The sequence below is a fragment of the Ruegeria sp. CRTD044 genome, assembly GCF_059613485.1.
Genome location: NZ_JBXWSP010000016.1, coordinates 106,342 through 124,676, shown reverse-complemented (window position 1 = coordinate 124,676; position 18,335 = coordinate 106,342). Strand labels below are relative to the sequence as shown.

At 63.7% G+C, this 18,335-nt stretch carries 18 protein-coding genes; 17 read left to right on the top strand and 1 reads right to left on the bottom strand.

Annotated elements, in window-relative coordinates; genetic code table 11:
- Positions 1-50: 50 nt before the first annotated feature.
- A complete protein-coding gene (gene murD, locus AC2FNL_RS12940; RefSeq protein WP_496833894.1) occupies positions 51-1,445 on the top strand; it encodes a UDP-N-acetylmuramoyl-L-alanine--D-glutamate ligase in 1,395 nt (464 codons plus the stop codon).
- Between the two features lie 110 nt (positions 1,446-1,555).
- Positions 1,556-1,930 (top strand): glycine zipper family protein, encoded by a 375-nt coding sequence (locus AC2FNL_RS12935; RefSeq protein WP_093964839.1) that lies wholly within the window; start codon positions 1,556-1,558, stop codon positions 1,928-1,930.
- Here AC2FNL_RS12935 and AC2FNL_RS12930 read toward each other — a convergent pair.
- Positions 1,927-3,108, bottom strand: coding sequence for a BaiN/RdsA family NAD(P)/FAD-dependent oxidoreductase (locus AC2FNL_RS12930; protein ID WP_496833893.1), 1,182 nt, complete (start codon positions 3,106-3,108; stop codon positions 1,927-1,929). The genes AC2FNL_RS12935 and AC2FNL_RS12930 overlap by 4 nt on opposite strands.
- Before the next feature lie 129 nt (positions 3,109-3,237).
- Here AC2FNL_RS12930 and ftsW point away from each other — a divergent pair, with 129 nt between their 5' ends.
- The 15 genes from ftsW (at position 3,238) to recN (ending at position 18,283) form a co-directional block, all read left to right on the top strand.
- Complete coding sequence (gene ftsW / locus AC2FNL_RS12925) at positions 3,238-4,401, top strand: putative lipid II flippase FtsW (RefSeq protein WP_093964841.1); 1,164 nt, start codon at positions 3,238-3,240, stop codon at positions 4,399-4,401.
- On the top strand, positions 4,401-5,498 hold the full coding sequence (locus tag AC2FNL_RS12920; RefSeq protein ID WP_496833892.1) for a UDP-N-acetylglucosamine--N-acetylmuramyl-(pentapeptide) pyrophosphoryl-undecaprenol N-acetylglucosamine transferase: 1,098 nt from the start codon (positions 4,401-4,403) through the stop codon (positions 5,496-5,498). Before ftsW ends, AC2FNL_RS12920 begins: the two co-directional genes overlap by 1 nt.
- Positions 5,495-6,904: a UDP-N-acetylmuramate--L-alanine ligase gene (gene murC / locus AC2FNL_RS12915; protein WP_480632762.1), complete on the top strand. Its 1,410-nt coding sequence runs from the start codon at positions 5,495-5,497 to the stop codon at positions 6,902-6,904. The genes AC2FNL_RS12920 and murC overlap by 4 nt, the downstream gene beginning before the upstream one ends.
- Before the next feature lie 75 nt (positions 6,905-6,979).
- Positions 6,980-7,228, top strand: coding sequence for a DUF2484 family protein (locus tag AC2FNL_RS12910; protein ID WP_093964844.1), 249 nt, complete (start codon positions 6,980-6,982; stop codon positions 7,226-7,228).
- Positions 7,225-7,491, top strand: coding sequence for a DUF2484 family protein (locus tag AC2FNL_RS12905; protein ID WP_496833891.1), 267 nt, complete (start codon positions 7,225-7,227; stop codon positions 7,489-7,491). Before AC2FNL_RS12910 ends, AC2FNL_RS12905 begins: the two co-directional genes overlap by 4 nt.
- Before the next feature lie 25 nt (positions 7,492-7,516).
- Positions 7,517-7,810 carry a hypothetical protein gene (locus AC2FNL_RS12900; protein ID WP_093964845.1) on the top strand — a complete coding sequence of 98 codons (294 nt, stop codon included), beginning with the start codon at positions 7,517-7,519 and terminating at the stop codon, positions 7,808-7,810.
- Positions 7,807-8,733 (top strand): UDP-N-acetylmuramate dehydrogenase, encoded by a 927-nt coding sequence (gene murB / locus AC2FNL_RS12895; protein ID WP_496833890.1) that lies wholly within the window; start codon positions 7,807-7,809, stop codon positions 8,731-8,733. Before AC2FNL_RS12900 ends, murB begins: the two co-directional genes overlap by 4 nt.
- 104 nt (positions 8,734-8,837) lie before the next feature.
- Positions 8,838-9,758: a D-alanine--D-alanine ligase gene (locus AC2FNL_RS12890; protein WP_496833889.1), complete on the top strand. Its 921-nt coding sequence runs from the start codon at positions 8,838-8,840 to the stop codon at positions 9,756-9,758.
- Positions 9,746-10,753: a cell division protein FtsQ/DivIB gene (locus AC2FNL_RS12885; protein WP_170340297.1), complete on the top strand. Its 1,008-nt coding sequence runs from the start codon at positions 9,746-9,748 to the stop codon at positions 10,751-10,753. Before AC2FNL_RS12890 ends, AC2FNL_RS12885 begins: the two co-directional genes overlap by 13 nt.
- 7 nt (positions 10,754-10,760) lie before the next feature.
- Positions 10,761-12,095, top strand: a complete 1,335-nt coding sequence (ftsA, locus tag AC2FNL_RS12880; RefSeq protein WP_093964849.1) for a cell division protein FtsA — start codon at positions 10,761-10,763, stop codon at positions 12,093-12,095.
- A gap of 19 nt (positions 12,096-12,114) precedes the next feature.
- Positions 12,115-12,498, top strand: a complete 384-nt coding sequence (locus tag AC2FNL_RS12875) for a hypothetical protein (protein ID WP_496833888.1) — start codon at positions 12,115-12,117, stop codon at positions 12,496-12,498.
- Between the two features lie 344 nt (positions 12,499-12,842).
- Positions 12,843-14,474 carry a cell division protein FtsZ gene (gene ftsZ / locus AC2FNL_RS12870; protein WP_496833887.1) on the top strand — a complete coding sequence of 544 codons (1,632 nt, stop codon included), beginning with the start codon at positions 12,843-12,845 and terminating at the stop codon, positions 14,472-14,474.
- 213 nt (positions 14,475-14,687) lie between these two features.
- On the top strand, positions 14,688-15,608 hold the full coding sequence (gene lpxC / locus AC2FNL_RS12865; protein ID WP_093964852.1) for a UDP-3-O-acyl-N-acetylglucosamine deacetylase: 921 nt from the start codon (positions 14,688-14,690) through the stop codon (positions 15,606-15,608).
- Positions 15,609-15,733: 125 nt separating this feature from the next.
- Complete coding sequence (locus tag AC2FNL_RS12860) at positions 15,734-16,597, top strand: outer membrane protein assembly factor BamD (RefSeq protein ID WP_496833886.1); 864 nt, start codon at positions 15,734-15,736, stop codon at positions 16,595-16,597.
- Positions 16,598-16,633: 36 nt separating this feature from the next.
- Complete coding sequence (gene recN, locus AC2FNL_RS12855; protein WP_496833885.1) at positions 16,634-18,283, top strand: DNA repair protein RecN; 1,650 nt, start codon at positions 16,634-16,636, stop codon at positions 18,281-18,283.
- The last annotated feature ends 52 nt before the right edge of the window (positions 18,284-18,335 follow it).

The following is an 18,335-nucleotide window of genomic DNA, read 5'->3' as shown; positions in this document are numbered from 1 at the left end:
TCTTCGGTACAGGGTGGCGGCGCATTGGCAGATGGAAGAAGGTGCGCGGCATGATCCCGGTCAAAGGGTTTTCAGGACATAAGGTTGCGGTTCTGGGGCTGGGGCGGTCGGGCCTGGCCACGGCCCACGCATTGCGGGCTGGCGGAGCCGAGCCGGTCTGCTGGGATGACAACCCTGCCGCGCGCGAAAAGGCCGAGGCCGAGGGGTTCATGTGTCAGGACCTGCGGCGGCAAGGCGCCTTTGACGCGATCGCCACCTTGATCGTATCGCCCGGCATTCCCCATCTCTATCCCGAACCCAACCCGGTTGTTGCCGCCGCACTGCAGGCTGGCGTCCCGGTCGACAACGACATCGGCCTGTTCTTCCGCTCGTTGGGCGGTGCCGAATGGGACAAGTTTGACGTGCCGCCGCGCGTTGTCGCCGTCACCGGCTCGAACGGGAAATCGACCACGGCGGCGTTGATCCACCACATCCTGACCCAGTCGGGGCGCGAGGCACAGCTGGCGGGCAATATCGGGCGCGGCGTGCTGGATATCGAGCCCGGCGGCGACGGATCAGTGGTGGTGCTGGAGCTTTCCAGCTATCAGACCGAGCTGGCGCGTGCGCTGACGCCCGACGTGGCGGTGTTCACCAATCTCTCGCCCGACCATCTGGACCGGCATGGGGGCATGGGCGGCTATTTCGCCGCCAAGCGCCGCCTGTTCTCAGAAGGCGGTCCCGACCGTGCCGTGATCGGCGTGGACGAGATCGAAGGCGCGTTTCTAGCCGGTCAACTGGCCGAAGGGCCGGGCGACGACCGGGTGATCCGCGTCTCGGTGGCGCGCAAATTGGCCGGCCCGGGTTGGCAGGTCTTTGCCCGCAAGGGGTTCCTGTCGGAATATCGCAAGGGGCGCCAGGCCGCTTCGATCGACCTGCGCGGCATCAAGGGCCTGCCCGGAACCCACAACCACCAAAACGCGTGCTCGGCCTATGCCGCCTGCCGCGCGCTGGGCCTGGCGCCCAAAATGATCGAGGACGCGCTGCACAGCTATCCGGGTCTGCCGCATCGCAGCCAGATCATCGCTGAGGCAAACGGTGTGACATTCGTGAATGACTCCAAGGCCACCAATGTCGACAGCGCGGCCAAGGCGCTGGGCGCGTTCAAGAAGATCCGCTGGATCTGCGGCGGGCTTGAGAAAGAGGGGGGTATCGCCGCGCTGAACGACGCGACCGACGAGGTTCTGTGCGCCTATGTGATCGGGCGCGAGGCGGCTGGTTTCGCCATGCAGTTGTCGGTTGAGGCCCGCGTTTGCACCACAATGGCCGAGGCAGTCGAACAGGCCATGCGCGACGCCGCGCCGGGTGAGACCGTGCTGCTGGCGCCCGCGGCGGCCAGTTTCGACCAGTACGACAATTTCGAACAGCGCGGCGACGATTTCGTGGCGCAGGTACAAAAGCGGCTTTGAACTGTGCATTTGCAATGAATCGCCGGTTGGGCCAAATTGAAGTGCTATCAGCTTGACGCACCAGAATTAATGATTTTGTTACCCTAGGAATTCAACACGAGGTTAAGACCATGCTGAACCGCAAGCTTTCAATGATCCTGCCGGCCATTCTGGTGGCAGGGGCCTGCACGAACACAGGCGCAAACTACCAACCCATTGTGGATGGGCCCGTCAGCCCTAACTACAACGCAGACTTGGCGCAGTGTCAGGCCGTGGCGCGGCAGCAGGGCACGATCGACAGCAATACCGCTGGCGCAGCGGCCATTGGCGCGGCGGGTGCCGCGGGCACCAAAGCCATCATCGACGACAGCGCAAGCGATCTGGGCCGTGCGGCCGTAGCCGGCGCACTAGTGGGGGCAGGCGCCAGCGCTCTGCAAAACACCCAGAAGCAGGAAGTCATCGTCCGCAACTGCATGCGCGGCCGCGGCTACAACGTCGTAGGCTAAAGGCGACCGGCGATCGCAATTCCGGCGGCGTGGCCCGAGGACCACGCCCACTGGAAATTGTATCCGCCCAGCCATCCGGTGACATCCACTGCTTCACCAATCGCATAGAGGCCGGGGACATCCCTGGCCTCCATCGTTTTGGACGACAGGCTGTCCGTGTCGATGCCGCCCAAGGTGACCTCGGCGGTGCGGTACCCTTCGGTGCCCGAGGGGGTCAGTGCCCAGTCGCTCAGCGCATCGGTCAGTGCCTGCAGCGCCGCATCCGACTGATCGGCCAGGTTGCCACGCATCGGGATCTGGGCGCTCAGATACTCGACCAGCCGGGCGGGCAGGTGGTGCGCGAGTTCGGTTGTCAGGGCCTTGCGGCCTGCGCTTTGCCGCCGTTCGCGCAGAAGGTCGAACAGGGGCAGCTCGGGGATCAGGTTGACCCGGATCGCCTCGCCCTCGCGCCAGTATGAGGACAGTTGCAGCACAGCCGGCCCGCTCAGGCCGCGATGGGTGAACAGCAGCGCCTCGTCGAAACTCGTGCGATCGTTCGACAGTCGCGCGGGGACGGAAACACCGGACAAGTCTTTGAACCGCCCATCGGGGAAGGTGAACGGCACCAAAGCGGCGCGGGTCTCGGTGACGTGCAATCCGAACTGCGCGGCGATGTCATAGGCCAGCCCGGTCGCACCCATCTTGGGGATGGATTTTCCGCCGGTGGCCAATACCACGTTGGCAGAGCTCAGGTCATATCGCGCACCCTCGCGCTCGACCACCATTTCAAAGCCGGTTTCGGTCTTGCGCAGATCGCGCAGCGACGTGTGCAACCACAGCTCTGCGCCCGCGCGGTCCATCTCCGCCAGCAGCATGGCGATGATCTGCTTCGATGAGCCGTCGCAGAACAGCTGCCCCAGCGTCTTTTCATGCCATGCGATGCCGTGACGGCCCACAAGGTCGATGAAATCCCATTGCGTGTACCGCGCCAGCGCCGATTTGCAGAAATGCGGGTTCTGCGACAGGAAGTTCTGTGGTCCGGCGTAGAGGTTTGTGAAGTTGCACCGCCCCCCGCCCGAGATGCGGATCTTTTCCCCCGGCGCCTTGGCGTGATCGATCACCAGTACACGCCCGCCGCAATGGGCGGCGCACATCATGCCGGCGGCTCCGGCGCCCAGTATGATCGTGTCAAATCGCATCCCTCGCCCTTGGCGCGGATTGACGCCAATGACAAGAGGAAGAGGCTGGCCTGAGGGGCATTTTCCCTGTAGACTCTCAAACAGATCCCGAAAACGGGACGTTAACGAGGCAGATAGTGGCGGTATCTCATGACTGAGATGGTGTATGGCGCGGTCCAGGACCAGCGCGGTGAACCGATCCTTCCGAAATGGTGGCGGACGATTGACCGCTGGACGATGTCCTGCGTGTTGATCCTGTTTGCGATCGGGCTTCTGCTGGGGCTGGCCTCGTCGCCGCCGTTGGCGCAGCGCAACGGGTTCGATCCGTTCCACTATGTCGAGCGTCAGGCCCTTTTCGGTGTGTTGGCGCTGATCGCGATGATGCTGACCTCGATGATGTCACCCACCTTGGTGCGTCGGTTGGCGGTGCTGGGCTTTCTGGCCTCATTTGTTGCGCTGGCCTTTCTGCCGGTCTTCGGAACCGATTTCGGCAAAGGTGCGGTGCGCTGGTATTCGCTGGGCTTCGCCTCGCTGCAACCGTCCGAGTTTCTGAAGCCGGGCTTCATTGTCGTGGCCGCGTGGCTGCTGGCCGCAGCGCAGGAGATCAATGGCCCCCCGGGGCGGTTGTGGTCGTTTGCGCTGTGTATGTCGATTGTTGGCATGTTGGTGATGCAGCCTGATTTCGGTCAGGCCTGTCTGATCCTGTTCGGCTGGGGCGTGATGTATTTCGTAGCGGGTGCACCGATGTTCCTGCTGCTGGGAATGGCCGGGGCGGTCGTCTTGGGTGGCATGTTCGCCTACGCCAATTCTGAACATTTCGCCCGGCGCATCGATGGTTTCCTGAATCAAGAGGTCGATCCAACGACCCAGTTGGGCTATGCCACCAACGCAATCCGCGAGGGCGGGCTGTTTGGCGTTGGGGTTGGCGAGGGGCAGGTGAAATGGTCGCTGCCCGATGCACATACCGATTTCATCATCGCCGTCGCGGCCGAAGAATACGGCCTGATCCTGGTGCTGATCATCATCGCGCTTTATTCGATCATCGTGGTACGGTCCCTGCTGCGACTGATGCGCGAGCGTGACATGTTCACCCGGTTGGCAGGCACGGGACTGGCATGCATGTTCGGTGTTCAGGCGATGATCAACATGGGCGTCGCGGTGCGCCTGCTGCCGGCCAAGGGCATGACGCTGCCCTTCGTCAGCTACGGCGGCTCGTCGTTGATTGCGGGCGGCATTGCGCTGGGCATGCTGCTGGCCTTCACCCGCACCCGCCCGCAGGGCGAGCTGGGCGACATTCTGCGCGGACGAGGCTGATGACGAACCCTTATTTGCTGATCGCGGCTGGCGGAACCGGGGGCCACATGTTCCCCGCCCAGGCGCTGGCCGAGGCGATGCTGAACAAGGATTGGCGCGTGCGCCTGTCCACCGATGTGCGCGGCGCGCGTTATACCGGCGGTTTCCCGCATTCAACCGAGATCGTCGAGGTGTCCTCGGCCACATTCGCCCGCGGTGGGCTGGCGGCCAAGGCGCTGGCCGGTCCCCGGATCGCGGCCGGTGTGGCCGGGATGACGGCCCAGTTGCTGCGCGACAGGCCGGACGTGGTGGTGGGGTTCGGTGGTTATCCGTCGATCCCGGCGCTGAGCGCGGCGGTGATGTTGCGTCTGCCCCGCATGATCCACGAACAGAACGGCGTTTTGGGGCGCGTGAACCAGTTGTTCGCCACGCGGGTTGCGCATGTGGCCTGCGGTGTCTGGCCCACCGACCTGCCCGAGGGCGCCCACGGTATCCACACCGGCAACCCGGTGCGTGCCGCCGTGCTGGAACGCGCCGCCGCACCCTACATCCCGCCCGGAGATTATCCGATGTCGGTGCTGGTGATGGGCGGCAGCCAAGGCGCCCGCATTCTCAGCGATGTAGTCCCCGGCGCCATAGCTGCACTGCCCGAGAGCCTGCGCCAGTATATCCGCGTCTCTCACCAAGCGCGCGAGGAGGACACCGAACGGGTCACCGCCTTCTACGCCGACCACGGGATTCTGGCCGAGGTCCAACCTTTTTTCCACGACGTCCCCCGCCGCATGTCCGAGGCGCAGCTGGTCATCAGCCGCTCGGGCGCGTCCAGCGTGGCTGACATCTCGGTGATCGGGCGGCCCTCGATCCTGATCCCCTTCGCCGCCGCCGCGGGCGATCACCAGACCGCCAATGCGCGCGGGCTGGTGCAGGCGGGCGGTGCGATCATGATCCCCGAAAATACGCTTGACGTTCCCGCCCTGACCGAGCAAATCGCACTGGTTCTGACCAACCCCGAAGCCGCACAGAAAATGGCCCATGCTGCCCTGTCGGTCGGGGCGCCCGACGCGACCGAGCGTCTGGTGGCCCTTGTCGAACAGCTGGCGCAGAAGGAGACCCCATGAATCCAGCAACCAAACTGCCGCAGGATGTCGGACCGATCCACTTCGTGGGCATCGGCGGCATCGGAATGTCGGGCATCGCCGAGGTGCTGCTGAACCTTGGGTACCAAGTGCAGGGATCCGATCTGAAAGCGTCGAAGATCACCGACCGGCTGGCGTCGCTGGGGGCTGAGATTTTCGTGGGTCAGCGGGCTGAAAACCTCGACAATGCGGCCGTCGTGGTCGTTTCTACCGCGATCAAGCCGGGAAACCCAGAACTAGACGGCGCGCGCGCGCTGGGCCTGCCGGTGGTGCGCCGTGCCGACATGTTGGCCGAGCTGATGCGGCTGAAATCCAACATTGCCATCGCCGGTACCCACGGCAAGACCACGACCACCACGATGATGGCCGAGTTGATGGTGGCGGGCGATTTCGACCCGACCGTGATCAACGGCGGCGTGATCCATGCCTACGGCTCGAACGCGCGGATGGGGCAGGGCGAATGGATGGTGGTCGAGGCCGACGAGTCCGACGGCTCGTTCAACCGGCTGCCGGCGACCATCGCCATCGTCACCAATATCGACCCCGAGCACATGGAGCATTGGGGTGATTTCGACCGGCTGCGCGCGGGCTTTCATGATTTCGTCTCGAACATCCCGTTCTACGGTCTGGCGGTGTGCTGCACCGACCATGCCGAGGTTCAGGCGTTGGTGGGCCGCATCACCGACCGCCGCGTGCGCACCTATGGGTTCAACGCCCAAGCCGACGTGCGTGCAGTCAACCTGACCTACAAGGGCGGCATCGCGCATTTCGACATCCACTTGCAATACGAGGATACCGTGATCGAGGGTTGCACCCTCCCGATGCCGGGCGATCACAACGTCTCGAACGCGCTGTCGGCCGTGGCCGTGGCACGTCATCTGGGCATGAAAACCGCTGAAATCCGCGACGCGCTGGCCAATTTCGGCGGCGTCAATCGCCGCTTTACCAAGGTGGGCGAGGTGAACGGCGTCACCATCATTGACGATTACGGCCACCACCCGGTGGAAATCGCGGCGGTGCTCAAGGCCGCGCGTCAGGCGACCGAAGGCCGTGTGATCGCCGTGCATCAGCCGCACCGCTATTCGCGTCTGTCCAACCTGTTCGACGATTTCTGCGCCTGTTTCAATGACGCTGATGTCGTGGCCATTGCCGAGGTCTTCTCGGCCGGTGAAGACCCGATCGAAGGCGCCAGCCGCGATGATCTGGTGCAGGGCCTCATCCGCCACGGCCACCGCCACGCGCGCGCGCTGCTGGACGAAGGCGACCTGGAGCGTCTGGTCCGCGAGCAGGCCCGGCCCGGCGACATGGTCGTCTGCCTGGGTGCCGGCACCATCAGTACCTGGGCAAATGCGCTGCCTGACCGGCTGAAGGAAAAACAAGCCGTTTGACGTTAGCAGGCATTTGGGTGCACAACTTGCGGATGTGTCGCTGCCTTGGCACGTGACTCATTTGCGGAGAGAACCATGGATTATTCCGTCATCTTTGCCGCCCTTTGGGTGATCTGCGCCACTGTCGTGGCACTGCTGCCGATGCGCCTGCAATTCCCGCCGGGCATCGTGCTGCTGATCTGCGCGCCGGTTCTGATCGTCTGGCTGGGCGTGGCACATGGCTGGCTGATCGGAGTGCTGGCCTTTGCCGGGTTCGTATCGATGTTCCGCAACCCCATCCGGTATTATTGGCGCAAATGGTCGGGCCGCGAGGTGGAGCAATGAGCTGGTCGATCGCACTTGCCGCCCTGTGGGGCATCGCCGCCAATGTGCTGGCCATGATCCCCAGCAAGGACAACCACTGGACCCGCGCCTATGCGCTGATCGCGGTGGGCATTCCGATCCTAGGCTATGTCACCTATGAAAACGGGCCGTGGGTCGGCCTGTTCGTTCTGGCCGCCGGCATGTCGGTGCTGCGCTGGCCGGTGATCTATCTGACCCGTTGGACAAAGGCGAAAATGCAAGGCATGAAGGCGGCGGACGAATAACCCGACACCCCTTCGGAGACCAACGATGACGGACATCGCCACATTTGCTTACCTGCCGCTCGCGGCGCTTGTGCTCGGGACGTTGGCCGGCTTTGTCGCCGCGCGATGGCTTGGCCTGCGCGCGCTGTTGTGGCTGATCGGTTTGACTTCGGTTGTTGCGCTTGTCCTGATCGTGATGTTGGCGGGCGTCGGCACGGGCGAGGAGGAGCAGGCCTTTGGCCCCTTCGTCTGGCTGACCGGAGGTGTTCTGCCGATTCTGTTCGCGGAAATCATGGGCGGAGTCGTCGGGCGCAGCCTGGCGGTGCGATCCGGACAATGACCACGATCCCAACGCCTCGTGGCCGTCTGACCGCGGCCCGTGCTCTGAACGACCTCACCTGGCTGCGTGTCGGCGGCCCGGCGGACTATCTGTTTCAGCCGGCTGACCTTGAGGATTTGCAGGCTTTCCTGCGCGACCTTCCGGCCGAGGTGCCGGTGTTTCCCATGGGCGTCGGCTCGAACCTGATCGTCCGCGATGGGGGCTTGCGGGCCGTGGTGATCCGGCTGGGGCGCGGCTTCAACGGCATCTCGGTCGAGGGCACCACCGTCACCGCGGGGGCAGCCGCGCTGGATGCGCATGTGGCGCGCAAGGCGGCGGATGCGGGGGTGGACCTCACCTTTCTGCGCACCATTCCGGGTTCTATCGGCGGGGCCGTGAGGATGAACGCCGGGTGCTATGGCAGCTACACGGCGGATGTTCTGAAATCGGCCACCATTGTCACCCGGCAGGGCGAGGTGGTCGAACTGGCGCCGGCCGATCTGAACTTTCGCTATCGCCAGTCCGACCTGCCTGAAGGTGCAGTGCTGGTGTCGGCCACGTTCCAAGGCCCGGCGGGTGATCCGGCCGACCTGCACGCCCGGATGGAAGCGCAGCTGAAAAAGCGCGACGAGACCCAGCCCACCAAGGACCGCAGCGCCGGGTCGACCTTCCGCAATCCGGCCGGGTTTTCCTCCACCGGGCGGGCCGATGATGTGCACGACCTGAAGGCCTGGAAGGTGATCGACGACGCCGGAATGCGCGGCGCCCGGCGCGGGGGCGCACAGATGAGCCCCAAGCACTCGAATTTCCTGATCAATACCGGAAACGCCACCGCCGCCGACCTCGAAGGGCTGGGCGAAGAGGTGCGAAAAAAGGTTTACGAAACAAGCGGGATCACGCTAGAGTGGGAAATCATGCGGATCGGTGATCCGCTGACAGATTAAAGCCCCGACCGTCAGACCAAAACAGGCAAATTCAGGCGACGGATCAAAGGCATAACGAAATACGGACCACCAGATAAGGTCCGGGGACATTGAGGCGCACGAACGTGGGTAGGTCGAGCAGGACAAACCCCAAAGTGGCGGTATTGATGGGTGGCCCCTCGGCGGAACGCGAGGTGTCTCTCAGCAGCGGGCGCGAATGCGCAGCCGCCCTTGTGGGAGAAGGGATCGAGGTCGTCGAACTGGACGCCGGTCCTGACCTTTGTGCGCGTTTGCAGGACATCAAGCCAGACGTGGTTTTCAACGCCCTGCATGGCCGCTGGGGCGAGGACGGTTGCGTGCAGGGTCTGCTGGAGTGGCTGCGAATGCCCTACACGCATTCCGGCGTGCTGGCCTCGGCGCTGGCCATGGACAAACAGCGCAGCAAAGAGGTTTTCCGCGCGGCCGGCCTGCCGGTTGCCGACAGCGTGATCGTTCCGAAATCGGACGTGATGGCGGGGCACGTCATGCCCGCGCCATATGTGGTCAAGCCCAACAACGAAGGTTCCAGCGTCGGGATCTACCTTGTGTTCGAAGGGTCGAATGGCCCGCCGCAGCTGTCGGATGACATGCCCGAACAGGTCATGGTCGAGCAATACGTGGCCGGGCGCGAGCTGACGGTGACCGTGATGGGCGACCGCGCCCTGACCGTGACCGAGATCCTGACCGACGGCTGGTACGACTATGACGCCAAATACAAGCCCGGCGGATCGCGCCATACGCTGCCCGCCGACATCCCGCCGCGGATCTTCGATCTGTGCATGGAGTATGCCCTGCGCGCCCATCAGGTTCTGGGGTGCCGGGGCGTCAGTCGCACCGACTACCGCTGGGACGACGCCCGGGGCGAAGAGGGCCTGTTCCTACTGGAGACCAACACCCAGCCGGGTATGACCCCCACCTCGCTGGTGCCTGAACAAGCCGCGCATCTGGGCATGGCCTTCGGTCAGCTCTGCGCCTGGATGGTCGAGGACGCCTCATGCGACCGCTGACCGCCACACGTGCGCCGGTGATCCACCGCGCCAAGCCTCTGTCCGGCCCGGATGCCGAGTTCCAGTCTGCGGATGCCGACGCCGACCGCGCAGAGCCAAAATTGCGGTTGCGCGGTGGTCGGTTCTTCCGCCGTGGCAAGGGCCGTGCGGACCCGGCACCGTCGCGGTTCAGCTATCGGTTCCAGCGATGGATGCTGACGCCGGGAATCCGGCTGGGGGTAAAGATCGGTGTGCCGCTCTGCGCGGTCGTGGCGACGGTTGGGCTCTACTTCGCAGCCGAAGAACGGCGAGAAGCGGTTCGGGCGCAGGTGGACAACTTGATCACGTCGTTTCAGGAGCGCCCCGAATTCATGGTCAAGCTTATGGCGATCGACGGGGCGGGGGCCGGCCTTGCTGACGACATCCGCGAAGTCGTGCCTTTGGACTTCCCGCTTAGTTCTTGGGATCTGGATGTCGAGCAGATCCGGGACACGATCACCGGCTTGGATCCGGTCAAATCGGCAACCGTGCGGATCCGTCCGGGCGGCATTCTGCAGGTCGATGTTGTTGAACGTCAGCCCGTGATCGTTTGGCGCACCCGTGAAGGCATCCAACTTTTAGACGAAACGGGTACCCACGTGGCCGAGATCGCGGCTCGGACCGAGCGCTCCGATCTTCCGCTGATTGCCGGTCAAGGTGCAGATCAGCATGTGGCCGAGGCACTGGAACTTCTGGCCACCGCGCGCAGCCTGGGCAGCAGGGTGCGCGGTCTGGTCCGCGTCGGCGAGCGGCGCTGGGACCTGGTTCTGGACCGAGGCCAACGGGTCATGCTGCCGACGGAACGCCCGGTGCGCGCGCTCGAGCGTGTCTTGGCGGTGAACGAGGTGCAGGACCTTCTGGAACGGGATGTTGCCGTGGTCGATATGCGCATAGGGGCGCGGCCGACCATTCGGATGACAGAAGCCGCCAGCGCAGACTGGTGGAATACAAAAGTGACTATGGGTAACGGGCAGTAATACGATGATGACGGATCTCTATCAGTCTCAACGCGCAATGCGTCAGATGCGCAGACAGGCCATGCAACGCGGTGTCGTTGCGATCCTGGATGTCGGAAGTTCCAAGATCGCCTGTCTTGTGCTGCGGTTTGATGGGTCGGCGCGGCTCAGCGAGGACAACTCGATCGGGTCCATGGCCGGGCAGACCGGGTTTCGGGTGATCGGTGCGGCGACGACCCGATCGCGCGGGGTTCGCTTTGGTGAGATCACGGCCATGCAGGAAACCGAGCGTGCCATCCGCACCGCGCTGCAGGCTGCTCAGAAGATGGCCGATATCCGGGTAGACCATGTGATCGCCTGTTTCTCGGGGGCAAACCCTCGGTCTTATGGGCTGGATGCGCAGGTGGATCTGGACGGTCAGCTGGTGACCGAGGCCGAGATCGGTCGTGTCCTGAACGCCTGCGATGTCCCGGACTATGGGGCAGGGCGCGAGGTGCTGCATGCACAACCTGTGAACTTCGCTCTGGACAACCGATCTGGCTTGATCGACCCGCGGGGGCAGATGGGTCAGACGCTTGCGGTCGACATGCACATGTTGACGGTCGATGCGGTGGCGATTCAGAACATCGTTCGTTGCGTCAAGCGGTGCGACCTGGAATTGGCTGGCATCGCGAACTCAGCCTATGTGTCGGGGATTTCTGCGCTGGTTGAAGACGAACAGGAACTTGGGGCGGCCTGTATCGACATGGGCGGTGGGTCCACCGGCGTTTCGATCTTCATCAAAAAGCACATGATCTATGCTGACAGCGTCCGCATGGGCGGTGATCATGTCACCAGTGACATTTCGATGGGGCTTGGTGTGTCCGCCTCGGTTGCCGAGCGGATCAAGACCTTCAATGGCGGGGTTCACGCCACCGGAGCCGATGACCGCGACATGATCGACATTGGCGGCGACACCGGGGATTGGGAACACGACCGGCGTACCGTCAGCCGTGCCGAGCTGATCGGCATCATGCGTCCGCGCGTCGAGGAAATCCTCGAGGAAGTCCGTGTTCGGCTGGACGCTGCAGGGTTCGAACATATGCCAAGCCAACAGATCGTTCTGACCGGTGGAGCCAGTCAGATCCCCGGTCTGGATGGGCTGGCCAGCCGCATACTGGGTCAGCGAGTGCGTCTGGGCCGACCGCTGCGTGTGCATGGGTTGCCGCAATCCGCGACGGGCCCGGGGTTCTCCTCGGCGGTCGGTCTTGCGCTGTTCGCGGCGCATCCCCAGGACGAATGGTGGGATTTTGAAATCCCGGTCGATACCTACGCAGCACGGCCATTCAAGCGTGCCGTGCGCTGGTTCCGTGACAACTGGTAGGTTCCTGCTCCGGGCTGCGGTGTTTTGCGCAGCCTGGGTTCCGGCTGCGGCTGTCGCGCAGACCCGTATCTCGCCCGAAGCATTCCTGGACGCGGTGGTCGGAAAAACCGTCACGTTCCACGAATTGACCAGCGGTATGCTTGTCGGCGCCGAGGAGTTCCTCAGCCCAACCCGCTCGGTCTGGCGGCGAGAGGGCGAGGGCTGTGTCTACGGCCAGATCACGACGCCTGACGGCAAGTTGTGCTTCCTCTACGACACCGAGCCCGGCCCGGTATGCTGGTGGCCATTCGAGCATGATGGGCGGTTGCTGGTCAGGATCGCGCGGTTGGGGGATGGCGAAATCCAGGAAGTCAGCGGGTTTTCGGAAGACGGCTTGGATTGTCCTTCCGTTCCCATCAGCTGAAAATTCCGGTTGCGGTGCAGGGATTTATCCCTCAGAATATCAACAAGGCCCGTCAGAGGCTCGTCGGCAGGACCCGAGCAGTCAGCCGCAGTTTGAACAGGATGTCCAGCATCGCACCCGCCAAATCAGGCTGGGGGTTTTCGCGTGTGTGGTGGTCTGTCCGCCCTGAACCGCTAGATTTGCGCAGTCGGGCGAAATGCCGCGAAAAACCGCCTTATTTCTTCCATATTTTGTGGATTCACGCGATTTTTGGCGTGACGTTTGACGTTTGGAAAGGTAGAATCACAAGCGGATAGGCAAGAAAAACACCGCTTTGCGGGATCATAAATACAGGCGGACAGAGCATGACATTGAATCTTTCGATGCCCGGGCACGACGAACTCAAGCCTCGGATTACGGTATTTGGCGTAGGCGGTGCAGGTGGAAACGCCGTCAACAACATGATTGAAAAACAACTCGACGGCGTTGACTTCGTGGTGGCCAACACGGATGCGCAGGCACTGCAGCAAAGCCGCTCTTCGGCGCGGGTGCAACTGGGCATCAAGGTGACCGAGGGTCTGGGTGCGGGCGCCCGCGCATCGGTCGGTGCCGCCGCCGCCGAAGAGAGCATCGAACAGATCGTCGATCACCTGGCAGGCGCGCATATGTGCTTCATCACCGCCGGCATGGGCGGGGGCACCGGTACCGGCGCCGCTCCGATCATCGCGCAGGCTGCGCGTGAGCTGGGTGTGCTGACCGTGGGCGTGGTGACCAAGCCGTTCCAGTTCGAGGGCGCCAAGCGCATGCGCCAGGCCGAAGATGGCGTCGAGGCGCTGCAGAAGGTCGTCGACACGCTGATCATCATCCCCAACCAGAACCTGTTCCGTCTGGCCAACGAAAAGACCACGTTCACCGAGGCCTTCTCGATGGCCGATGATGTGCTGTACCAGGGCGTCAAGGGCGTGACTGATCTGATGGTGCGTCCGGGCCTGATCAACCTCGACTTCGCCGACGTCCGCGCGGTGATGGACGAGATGGGCAAGGCCATGATGGGCACGGGCGAGGCCGAGGGCGAAGATCGCGCCATCCAGGCTGCGGAAAAGGCTATCGCCAACCCGCTTCTGGACGAAATCAGCCTCAAGGGTGCCAAGGGCGTGTTGATCAACATCACCGGCAGCCATGACCTGACTCTGTTCGAACTGGACGAAGCCGCCAACCGCATCCGCGAGGAAGTGGACCCCGAGGCCAACATCATTGTCGGCTCCACTCTGGACCCCGAGATGGAAGGCAAGATGCGCGTATCGGTCGTGGCAACCGGCATCGACGCCAGCGAAAGCGGCTCAGAGGCACCGGCTCCGCGTCGGTCCATGTCGGCACCTCTGACCCGTACCGTATCGGCGGAAGAAGAGGCAGCACAGCCGGCTCCGGTCGCGGCGGAAGTCGCTGAACCGGCGCCGCAGCCCGAAGCTCCGCGCGAACCGTCTCTGTTTGAAGCGGCCGAAGAGCCTTCGCACACGACTTTGCAATTCGGTCAGGGCGCCGATGAGGCTGTCGAGGACGATGACGACGGGTTGCCTCCTCCGGCCTATCAGCCACGCAGTGCCGAGTTCGATCCGCAGCCCGAGCCGGTCGAACGCCCGGCGGAAAGCTATCAGCCGCATCAGGTGCCGCATACCCCTGGAACGCCTTCGCCGGCCGCGCTGGAACGGCTGCAGGCAGCTGTTCAGAACGTACCGACTTCGGCCCAGCGTCTGACCGCGTCGCGACCGCAGGAACCGGCGCCGCAGCGCCAGCCCGCCGCCGAGGATCGGCCGCGTTTCGGGTTCAACCGTTTGATCGACCGGATGACTGGGCACGCGCCGGATACCCCCGCTCAACCGGCCCGGCAACAGCCTGCGATGCGCCAGACTGACGCCACGGCACCCTCGCATGAAGAGGTCGATCCCGAGCAGGAGCGGATCGAAATTCCGGCTTTCCTGCGCCGTCAGGCCAACTGATCGCGGTAACAATATCCACTCACGGGGCTGCCGAAAGGCGGCCCTTTTTCCTTTAGATGCAAATGTTTAAGTGTCGGTAAGCAGGGTTTTGCCGATCTGTTGCAGAACTGTTTCATTCAGTTGCAAAGAGTGAGTTGAGCCTTGACCCGCGCTTCCTTAACTGAGGGTGCAACACAGCCGGAAAAGGCTGGACACCGCTCACTGAGGTTCAATTTGCAACAGACGCTCAAATCTTCGATCACGTTCAAAGGCGTGGGTCTGCACAGCGGCAAGCCCGCGACGATGGTTCTTAAACCGGCGGCTGCCGGTCACGGGATCTGGTTCAAGCGGACCGATATCGAACTGGGCAATGCGTTGATCCCGGCCATCTACGATGTGGTCGAAAGAACCCAACTGTGTACGCGCCTGGTCAATGACGCTGGTGTTTCGGTGTCGACCGTCGAGCATATCATGGCCGCGCTGGCAGGGTGCGGGATCCACAACGCATTGATCGAGATTGATGGACCCGAAGTTCCGATCATGGACGGTTCGTCGATCGACTTCGTGCGCGGTATCATCGCCAAGGGTGTTCGCCGTCAGGCCAGCCCGGTTCTGGCGTATGAGGTCCTCAAGCCGGTCGTGGCCGAGCGGGAAGGTGCCCGTGCGTCGATCCGGCCGGCAGACGGTTTGATCATCGAGTTCCACATTGATTTCGAAGACACTGCGATCGGCAGCCAGTCGAAGATCCTGGATATGCGCAACGGGTCGTTTGCTCGGGAACTGTCCGACTGCCGGACCTTCTGCCGCCGAACCGATGTTGAGGCGATGCGCGAAAACGGTCTGGCCTTGGGCGGCACACTGGAGAATGCGGTTGTTGTTCAAGGGGCCGAAGTGCTGACACCGGGTGGGTTCCGTCACCAGGATGAAGCCGTGCGCCACAAAATGCTGGACGCGTTGGGAGACCTGTATCTGGCCGGCGGCCCGATCTTTGGTCACTTCGTCGGTGAGAAATCCGGCCATGCCATGACCAACACATTGCTGCGCAAGCTGTTCGAAACGCCTGGCGCCGTGCGCCCGGTGCTGTGTACGCCTGAGCAAGCCGCACAACTGCCCGGGCAGGGGTTGGTCTGGGACGAAATCCCCGAAGTTGCCTGATCCGGCACGGCCCGGCGACAAATCGGTCGCGGGGCCGATAAGGCGTTTTGCACCGGAATTTTATGTGCTAGACCAAAGCTCAATCCGGGGTTACCCAAAGAGACAAGACGACTAGGATGGGCGGTATGGTTGGCACCAAAGCGGCAGTCAGGCTTGCGGGCGCGATTCTTCTGGCAGCTACTTTGACGGCCTGCGGCGACGCGGGCGGCCTGTTTGGCAACAAGGGCGCGGACAAATCCCAGAACCTTGAAGGCTTTACGCCCGAGCAGATCTATACCCGTGGCGAATACGAGCTTGCTCAGAATCGTCCCGCAGATGCGGCTTGGTACTTTTCCGAAGTCGAACGGCTTTATCCCTATTCCGACTGGGCCAAGCGGTCACTGATCATGCAGGCTTTCGCGTTCCACTCGGACAAGGAGTATGAGGAAAGCCGCGCAGCCGCGCAGCGGTATATAGACTTCTACCCAACCGACGAAGACGCAGCTTATGCGCAATACCTTCTGGCGCTCAGCTATTATGACCAGATCGATGAGGTCGGCCGCGACCAGGGCCTGACCTTCCAGGCGTTGCAGGCGCTGCGCACGGTGATCGAGGTCTATCCCGACAGCGAATACGCCACCTCGGCGGTGCTGAAATTCGATCTGGCCTTCGACCATCTGGCAGGCAAGGAAATGGAGATTGGGCGCTACTATCTGCGTCAGGATCACTATACCGCGGCCATCAACCGTTTCCGTGTCGTGGTCGAGGATTTCCAGACCACCAGCCACACAGCCGAGGCGCTGTACCGCTTGGTCGAGGCTTATCTGGCCTTGGGTCTGGTCGACGAGGCTCAATCGGCCGGCGCGATCCTGGGTTACAACTACCAGTCGTCTGAATGGTATGATGCGGCCTACAAGCTGCTGACCTCGCGCGGGCTTGAACTCAAGAGCCGCGGCAACAACTGGCTCAGCACGATCTACCGCCAGACCATCAAGGGCCAGTGGTTGTAATCGCCATGGTCACAGGCTTGGGACGCTGACGACCCGATGCTGCGCGCCCTTGATATCCGCGATATGCTGATCATCGACCGGCTGGAATTGACCTTTCAGTCGGGCCTGAACGCGCTGACCGGCGAAACGGGCGCGGGCAAGTCGATCCTGCTCGACTCGCTGGGCTTCGTGCTAGGCTGGCGCGGACGGGCCGAACTGGTCCGGCAGGGGGCTACGCAGGGCGAGGTCGTGGCCGAGTTCGAACTGCCCGAGGGCCATCCCGCCCATGCGATCCTGGCCGAGGCTGGTTTACCCGGCGGGTCGGAACTGATCCTGCGCCGCGTCAACACTGCCGAGGGGCGCAAAACCGCTTGGGTCAACGACCGCCGATGCTCGGGCGAGGTGCTGCGCGCGTTGTCGGAAACCTTGGTCGAACTGCACGGCCAGCATGATGACCGCGGCCTGCTGAACCCGCGCGGCCATCGCGCCATGCTGGACGTCTATGCTGGGACCGAGCCGCAACTGGCCGCCGTACGCGCTGCCTGGGCCGAGATGGCACGCGCCCGCAAGGCCCTGGCCGAGACCGAGGCCGCTGTGGCCGCCGTGCGCAGCGAAGAGGAATTTCTGCGGCACTCCGTGGGTGAACTCGACACGCTCGATCCGCAACCCGGAGAGGATGCCGAGCTCGACTCCCGCCGCCGGATGATGCAGGGGGCCGAGCGCATCCGCGACGACGTGGCCCGCGCCTTTGCCCTGCTGGGCGGTGACGGGGCCGAAGGGGCGATGGCGGATGCCGTGCGCTGGTTGGAAGGTGTCGCCGACCGGGCCGAGGGCCAGCTGGACGAGCCGATCGCCGCCTTGGGGCGCGCCCTGATCGAACTGGGCGAGGCGCAGGACGGCGTGACCGCCTGCCTTGAGGCGCTGGACTTCAACCCTGTCGAGTTGGAGCAGACCGAGGAACGTCTGTTTGCCATCCGCGCACTGGCCCGCAAACATGACGTGGCGCCCGATGACCTGAGCGGTTTCGCCGACACGCTGCGCGCCCGTCTGGGCCAGCTTGAGGCCGGAGACGCTGACCTGGCCGACCGCCGTGCCGCGGTTCAGGCCGCGCAGGCCACCTATGATGCTGCCGCCGAGGCGCTCAGCGCCCTGCGGCGAGAGGCTGCCGATCAGCTGGACGGGGCGGTAATGGCCGAGCTTGCGCCGCTGAAGATGGAGCGTGCGGTGTTCCAAACCCAGATCACGCCCGCCGAGCCCGGACCCGAGGGGCAGGACGCTGTGGCCTTTACCGTGGCCACCAACCCGGGCGCCCCGTCGGGGCCGCTGAACAAGATCGCCTCGGGCGGAGAGCTCAGCCGCTTTCTGCTGGCGCTCAAGGTGTGCCTGTCGGGCGATGACAGCACCCGGACCATGATTTTTGACGAGATCGACCGCGGGGTGGGCGGCGCCACGGCCGATGCCGTGGGCCGCAGGCTTGCGGCGCTAGCGCAGGGCGGGCAGGTGCTGGTGGTAACCCATTCGCCGCAGGTCGCGGCCCGCGCGGCGCATCACTGGCGGGTTCAGAAGCACGTGACCGACGGGCAGACCCTGTCCACTGTCCTGCCGCTGTCCGAACCGGACCGGATCGACGAGATCGCGCGCATGGTTTCGGGCGACGTCATCACGGATGAAGCCCGCGCGGCCGCCCGTTCGTTGTTGCAAGCCTGATGCAGCCGGGCGGCGACACTTGCCTTCAATATCTTGTCAGCCGACTTTTCTA

Excerpts from the sequence above, each read along its gene's own strand:
- AC2FNL_RS12885 (WP_170340297.1), top strand. The coding sequence starts at position 9,746 with ATGCGACCGCTGACCGCCACACGTGCGCCGGTGATCCACCGCGCCAAG.
- ftsA (WP_093964849.1), top strand. The coding sequence starts at position 10,761 with ATGACGGATCTCTATCAGTCTCAACGCGCAATGCGTCAGATGCGCAGA.
- AC2FNL_RS12920 (WP_496833892.1), top strand. The coding sequence starts at position 4,401 with ATGACGAACCCTTATTTGCTGATCGCGGCTGGCGGAACCGGGGGCCAC.
- AC2FNL_RS12860 (WP_496833886.1), top strand. The coding sequence starts at position 15,734 with ATGGTTGGCACCAAAGCGGCAGTCAGGCTTGCGGGCGCGATTCTTCTG.
- murC (WP_480632762.1), top strand. The coding sequence starts at position 5,495 with ATGAATCCAGCAACCAAACTGCCGCAGGATGTCGGACCGATCCACTTC.
- AC2FNL_RS12935 (WP_093964839.1), top strand. The coding sequence starts at position 1,556 with ATGCTGAACCGCAAGCTTTCAATGATCCTGCCGGCCATTCTGGTGGCA.
- ftsZ (WP_496833887.1), top strand. The coding sequence starts at position 12,843 with ATGACATTGAATCTTTCGATGCCCGGGCACGACGAACTCAAGCCTCGG.
- AC2FNL_RS12905 (WP_496833891.1), top strand. The coding sequence starts at position 7,225 with ATGAGCTGGTCGATCGCACTTGCCGCCCTGTGGGGCATCGCCGCCAAT.
- AC2FNL_RS12900 (WP_093964845.1), top strand. The coding sequence starts at position 7,517 with ATGACGGACATCGCCACATTTGCTTACCTGCCGCTCGCGGCGCTTGTG.
- ftsW (WP_093964841.1), top strand. The coding sequence starts at position 3,238 with ATGACTGAGATGGTGTATGGCGCGGTCCAGGACCAGCGCGGTGAACCG.
- recN (WP_496833885.1), top strand. The coding sequence starts at position 16,634 with ATGCTGCGCGCCCTTGATATCCGCGATATGCTGATCATCGACCGGCTG.
- AC2FNL_RS12910 (WP_093964844.1), top strand. The coding sequence starts at position 6,980 with ATGGATTATTCCGTCATCTTTGCCGCCCTTTGGGTGATCTGCGCCACT.
- murB (WP_496833890.1), top strand. The coding sequence starts at position 7,807 with ATGACCACGATCCCAACGCCTCGTGGCCGTCTGACCGCGGCCCGTGCT.
- AC2FNL_RS12930 (WP_496833893.1), bottom strand. The coding sequence starts at position 3,108 with ATGCGATTTGACACGATCATACTGGGCGCCGGAGCCGCCGGCATGATG.
- murD (WP_496833894.1), top strand. The coding sequence starts at position 51 with ATGATCCCGGTCAAAGGGTTTTCAGGACATAAGGTTGCGGTTCTGGGG.